The sequence below is a fragment of the Plantactinospora alkalitolerans genome (genome assembly GCF_015690345.1).
Classification (GTDB): Bacteria; Actinomycetota; Actinomycetes; order Mycobacteriales; family Micromonosporaceae; genus Plantactinospora; species Plantactinospora alkalitolerans.
In genome coordinates, this window is record NZ_JADPUN010000120.1 from 46,925 (window position 1) to 53,344 (window position 6,420).

At 73.9% G+C, this 6,420-nt stretch carries 1 protein-coding gene; it reads right to left on the reverse strand.

Features of this window, described 5'->3' with window-relative positions:
* Positions 1 to 18: 18 nt before the first annotated feature.
* On the reverse strand, positions 19 to 6,393 hold the full coding sequence (locus I0C86_RS11110; protein WP_196201135.1) for a non-ribosomal peptide synthetase: 6,375 nt from the start codon (positions 6,391 to 6,393) through the stop codon (positions 19 to 21).
* Positions 6,394 to 6,420: the final 27 nt, after the last annotated feature.

The following is a 6,420-nucleotide window of genomic DNA, read 5'->3' on the forward strand; positions in this document are numbered from 1 at the left end:
CGTCGCGGCCGTCCCGTGCTAGAGCTCGTAGCTGTCCTCTTCGTCGACCGGAACGAGGCGGTACCGGTCGACCAGCGCGGCCATCGCCTCGACGGTCGAGTGCTCGAACAGCAGCGCGAGCGGCACCTCCGTCCCCGCCAGCCGGGACAGCTCGCCGCGCAGCGGGATCAGGCTCATCGAGTTCCCGCCGGCGTCGAAGAACTTGTCCCGCATCCCGATGTCCGCGCGGCCCAGCACCTCGGACCAGATCCGGTGCACCGCCCGCTCGGCGTCGGTGCGTGGTCCACGGTCCACCGGCCGGCTCAGGGCGGGCAGCGCGGCCCGGTCCAGCTTTCCGTTCGTCGTCACCGGAAGCCCCTCCAGAACCATCACCGTCGGCAGCATGTAGTCGGGCAACCGGTCGGCCGCGAAATCCCGGAGCATGCCCGGGTCCACCGCACCACCGTCGGCCGGCACGACGTACGCGACCAGGCACCGCTCGCCGGGCCGGTCCTCGCGGGCGAGGACGGCGATCTGGCCGACGGCCGGATGGGCGGCGAGCGCGGCCTCGACCTCGCCGGGTTCCACCCGGAATCCACGGATCTTCACCTGCGCATCCGCCCGCCCCACGAACAGCACCTGACCGTCGGGGGCCCAGCGCACGAGGTCGCCGGTGCGGTACATCCGCTCGCCGGGCCCGCCGAAGGGACAGGCCACGAAACTTCCGCCCGTCCGGCCCGGCCGCCCGACGTACCCCCGGGCCAGACCCGGACCGGCGATGTACAGCTCGCCGGTCACCCCGACGGGAACGGGCTGGAGAAGACCGTCCAGCACATACATCCGGGCGTTGTCGATCGGCCGGCCGATCGACGGAGCGGCGTCGTCGGGCCGGATCCCCGCGTCGACGACGCCGGCCGTCGTCATCACGGTCGCCTCGGTCGGACCGTAGGTGTTGCACAGCCGCCCGGGAGTCGCCCATCGGCTCGCCAGGGCCGCGGTCAGGCGTTCGGCACCGACCACCCAGTTCGTCACCCCTGGCACGGCGGCCGGGTCCAGCACGCCCAGCAGGGTGGGAACCACGCTGGCCACCCGGACGTCCGCCGAGCGGATCATCTCGACCAGCGTGTCCGGGTCGCCCCGCTCGTCGTCCGTCGCGATCGCCAGGGTGCCGCCCGCGGCGAGCACGACGACGACGTCGAAGACGGACGCGTCGAAGCTGAAGGAGGCGAACTGCAGCGCCACCACACCCTCGGACACACCGAGCCGGGGCCGCATGGCCTGGGCCAGGTTCACCAGACCGCCGTGGGCGACCGCCACGCCCTTCGGACGGCCGGTCGAACCCGACGTGTACGTCACGTACGCGACCTGGCGCGGATCCACCGGTGTGCCCGGCGACTCGGCCGACTCGGCCGCGATCGCCGCCACCGAGCCACCGTCCAGCACCACGGGCCGGGCCGTGCCGAGCGACACGCCCGCCAGCGTCCCGGCCGCCCCGAGCACCACGACCGCCCCGCTGTCGGCCAGCAGATAGCCCAGGCGGTCCGCCGGATAGTCCGGGTCGAGGTAGGTGTACGCCGCGCCGCTCTTCCAGACGGACATGATCGCGACCACCAGCCGCACGCCGCGCGGCAGGCACAGACCCACCACGTCCTCGCGACCCACCCCGACCGCGGCCAGGTACCGGGCCAGCCGGTTCGCCTGCGCCTCCAGCTCACCGTAGGTCAGGGCCTCGGTACCGCACCGCACCGCCACCGTGTCCGGCGACCGCGTCACGCGGTCCGCGAACAGGTCCAGCACGGTACCGGGCGGGATCGGCCGGGCGGTGTCGTTCCAGCCGACCGTCACCCGGGACCGTTCGGGCCCGTCCAGGACGTCGATCCGGCTGAGCCGGGTACCCGGCTCGACCGCGACCCGCTCCAGCACCCGGGCGAAACGCTCGGCCAGCGCCGCCGCCGTCGGCGCGTCGAACAGGTCGGTGGCGTACAGGATCGTGCCCTCGATCCCGGCCGGGCCCCCGTCGTCGGCACGCCGCTCGACCAGATCGACGGCCAGGTCGACCCGGGCGGCGAGCGGTCCGGCCCGCAGCGGGCGGACCTGAACCCCCGGCAGGTCCCACCGGGCCGGGGTGCCGGCCCGGACGGCGAGCAGGATCTGGAACAACGGGTTGCGGGAGAGCGAGCGCGCCGGATTGAGATCCTCGACCAGCCGCTCGAACGGCAGGCCCTGATGCGCGTACGCGGCCAGGTCGGCCCGGCGTACCCGGGTCAGCACCTCCACGAAGGACGGGTCGCCGCTCAGGTCGGTGCGCAGCACCAGCGTGTTGACGAAGAACCCGACCAGCCGGTCGAGGGCCGCGTCGCCCCGGCCGGCGATCGCCGTACCGATCGGGATGTCGGTGCCCGCACCCATTCGACAGAGCAGCACCCCCAGCGCGGCCTGGGCGAGCATGAACATCGTCACCTTCTCGTGCCGGGCCAGCTCCGCCAGCCGGGCATGGGCCCGCGCGTCCAGCCGGAACACGACCGACTCGCCCCGGAACGAGGACGCCTCCGGCCGGCGCCGGTCGGCCGGCAGCGCCACCTCCTCGGGTACGCCCGCCAACGCCCGCCGCCAGTACGCGAGCTGTGCGCTGACCACGCTGTCCGGATCGGAGAGGTCGCCCAGCACCCGGCGTTGCCACAGCGCGTAGTCGGCGTACTGCACCGGCAACGGCTCCCACCGCGGGGCGTTCCCCGCCCGTCTGGCCGCATAGGCGGTACTCAGGTCCTGGGCCAGCACCTCGATCGACCAGCCGTCCACCGCGATGTGGTGCGCCACCACCAGCAGCACGGCGTCCGACGGACCCAGCACGAGCAGCCACACCCGCCACGGCACCTCGGTGCGGAGGTCGAATCCCCGGTCCGCGTACCCGGCCAGCTCCGCCGTCAGCCGGTCCTCGTCGGTCGGTACCACGACCAGTGGCCGGCGCCCCGATGGCCCGGCCAGGATCCGCTGGTACGGAGCGCCGCCGGCCTCCGGGAAGACGGTTCGCAGGCTCTCGTGCCGGTCCGCGACGTCGCCCAGCGCCGCGTCCAGCGCCGCCGGGTGCAGATCGCCGGAGATCCGCAGCGCGAACGAGACGTTGTAGACCGAACTCGGTACGTCGTCCAGGCGGTTGAGGAACCACATCCGCTCCTGCGCGGACGACAGCGGCACCCGCTCCGGACGGGACATCGGTGCGAGCGGCACCGCCGGTTTTCCGGCGGCATCGTCGAGAAGGCGGGCCACCCCCGCGACCGTCGGATCGAGGAACAGGTCACCGACGCTGATCTCGGCGTGGAACATCGCCTGCACCCGGGCGATCAGTCTCATGGCCAGCAGCGAGTCCCCGCCGAGGTCGAAGAACGACTCGTCCGCACCCATCCGGGCCAGGCCCAGCACCTCGGCGAACATCTGGCACAGCAGTTCCTCCACCGCCGACTCCGGGCCCCGCCCGTGGCCCGCCAGGTCGGGAGCCGGCAGCGCGGCCCGGTCCACCTTGCCGTTCGCGGTCAGCGGCAGCGACGGCAGCACCACCAGCGCGGCCGGGACCAGGAAGTCGGGGGCCCGGTCGGCCACGAACCCGCGCAGCGCGACGGTGTCCACCGGCGCTCCGGGGGCCGGAACGACGTAGCCGACCAGGCGGACGTCTCCCGGACGGTCCTCCCGGGCGACGACCGCGACCCGACCCACGGACTCGTGCGTGGCGAGGACCGCCTCGACCTCGCGCGGCTCGACCCGGAACCCGCGGATCTTCACCTGGTCGTCCGCCCGGCCGGCGAACAGCAACTGACCCTGGTCGGTCCACCGCGCCAGGTCGCCGGTGCGGTACATGCGGCCGCCCGTCCCGCCGCCCGTCGCGCCGTCTGTCCCGCCATGCGGTTCGCCGACGGGGCAGGCGACGGGGCAGGCGACGAAGCGCTCGGCCGTCAGGGCCGGCTGGCGCAGGTAGCCCCGGGCCAGGCCGGGGCCGGTCACGTAGACCTCGCCGGTGACACCGGGTGGCACCGGCCGGAGGAACCCGTCGAGCAGCAGCACCCGGGTGTTGGCGATCGGGCCCCCGATCGGCACCGGCCCGGCACCGACGTCCTCCGGCAGCGGCTCGCTCATCGTGGCGCACACGGTCACCTCGGTCGGCCCGTACGCGTTGACCATCCGCCGCCCCGGCGACCACCGGGCCACCAGCGACGGCGGGCACTCCTCCCCGGCCACCACGACCGTGCCCACCCCGGCGGGCAACTCCGGCACCGAGGCCAGTACGGACGGCGGCACCGTCAGGTGGGTCACCCCGAACTCCCGCGCGGTCGCGGCCAGCGATCCGAGCGGCGGCAGGCGGTCCGGTCCCACCAGCACCAGGCAGGCCCCGGACAGCAGCGCCACGCAGAACTCCGACACCGCCGCGTCGAAGCTGGGCGAGGCCAACTGCAGGACCCGTGATCGCGGTTCCACCCCGAACCGACGGATCTGGGCGGTCGCCAGGTTCGCCAGCCCGCGATGCGTCACCAGCACACCCTTCGGGGCACCCGTCGACCCCGACGTGTAGACGACGTACGCCGGGTCGTCGGGCCCCACCGGGGGATCGGCGGCACCCAGGCGGCGGCTCGACCGCCCCGCCACCGAGGGATCGTCCACGAGCAGGCGGATGCGGTCCGGCGGGACCAGGCCCGCCGTGGCCGGGGAACACACCACCACCGCCGGATCGGCGTTACCGATCACGAAACCGATCCGCGCCGCCGGGTACGCCGGATCGACCGGCACGAAGCCGGCGCCCGCCTTCGTCACGCCGAGCCATGCCGTCGCGAGGTCCACCGACCGTTCCAGCAGCACCCCGACCAGGTCGCCGCGCTCGACTCCCCGGGACACCAACTCCCGCGCCAGGCGGTTCGCCGCCGCGTCCAGCCGCGCGTACGTCGACGACCGCCCCTCGCCCCGCACCGCCACCGCGTCCGGGGTGCGGTCCACCTGCGCCTCGAAGAGCCGGCCCAGCGGCATCGGCGGGACCGGTATTGCGGTGTCGTTCCACTCGTGGAGCACCCGGGTACGTTCCGCCTCGGCGAGCAGGTCCAGGTGGCCGATCCGGGCATCGGGATCGGCCACCATCCGGGTCAGCACCCGTACCAGCCGGTCGAGGATCCGCTGGGCGTCGTTCCCGTCGAACAGATCCGGCCGGTAGTTGAGCCGGAGGTCCAGCCGGTCCGCCGGGCTCACGGTCAGGGAGAGCGGGTACTTCGCCATCTGCCGCCCGGCCAGCGGGGTGAGTCTCGGGCCACCGGTACCGGACCTGCCCCGGGGGTCGCGGGGGAAGTTCTGGAACACCAGTACGGTGTCGAAGCGGGCGCCCGGTCCGGCCGTACGCTGGATGTCGGCGAGGCCCACGTACTGGTGGTCCAGCAGCGCCGCCTGCTCCTGTTGTACCTGCACCAGCAGGTCGGCGACGCGCCGGGCCGGGTCGAGTCGTACCCGTACCGGCACGGTGTTGAGGAACAGGCCCAGCATCGTCTCCAGGCCGGGAAGATCCGTCGGACGTACGGCCGTGATCGCGCCGAACACCACGTCGCGGCGGTCGGTCAGCCCACCCAGCAGGATCGCCCAGGCGACCTGGACGACGGTGTTGACCGTGAGGGAGTACCGGGCGGCGAGGGCGCGCAGCGCGGTCTCCCGCTCCCCGTCGACGGCGGCGAAGACCGAACCGGCCAGGGCGGGCGGGGCGTCGGCATGGTCGGCGGCCGGCGCGACCCGGGTCGGCTCCGTCGGGCCCGCGAGCGCCTCCCGCCACACCCGCAGGGAGGCGTCGCGGTCCTGAGCGGCCAGCCACACCAGATACTCGCGGTACGAGGTCACCGGGGGCAGCGCGGCGGTGCTGCCCCCCGCGTCGTACGCGGCCCACAGCTCGCGCATGAGGATCGGCAGGGACCAGCCGTCGATGAGGATGTGGTGCAGGGTGAGGATCATCCGGTGCTTCTCGGGTGCCAGTCTGACGAGGAGCACCCGCAGCAGCGGCGGCGTGGTCACGTCGAACGGCTCGGCGGTGGCCTCGGCGGCGAGGCGCTCGGCCTCGGCCTCCGCCGTCGCCGCGTCCCCGGGAAGCGCGTCGAGGTCGACCTCGTGCCACGGGATGTCCCGGTGCCGGGCGATCACCTGCACGGGCCGCTGCCGTCCGGCGAGCTGCCGGAATCCGGCCCGGAGGCTCGCGTGCCGGTCCAGCACCGCCTGCCACGACGCCCGCAGTACGGCCGGGTCCAGCGGTCCGTCCACGGCCGTGACGAACTGGGCGGTGTACATGGTGGTCGCCTGCTCGTCGTACACGGTGTGGAAGAGCAGGCCCTCCTGGAGCGGCGACAGCGGCCAGATGTCCTCGACCGGGGTCCGGGTCGGCGGATGGCCGGCGACCGTCATGACGCGGATCCCGCAGACGTGATCACC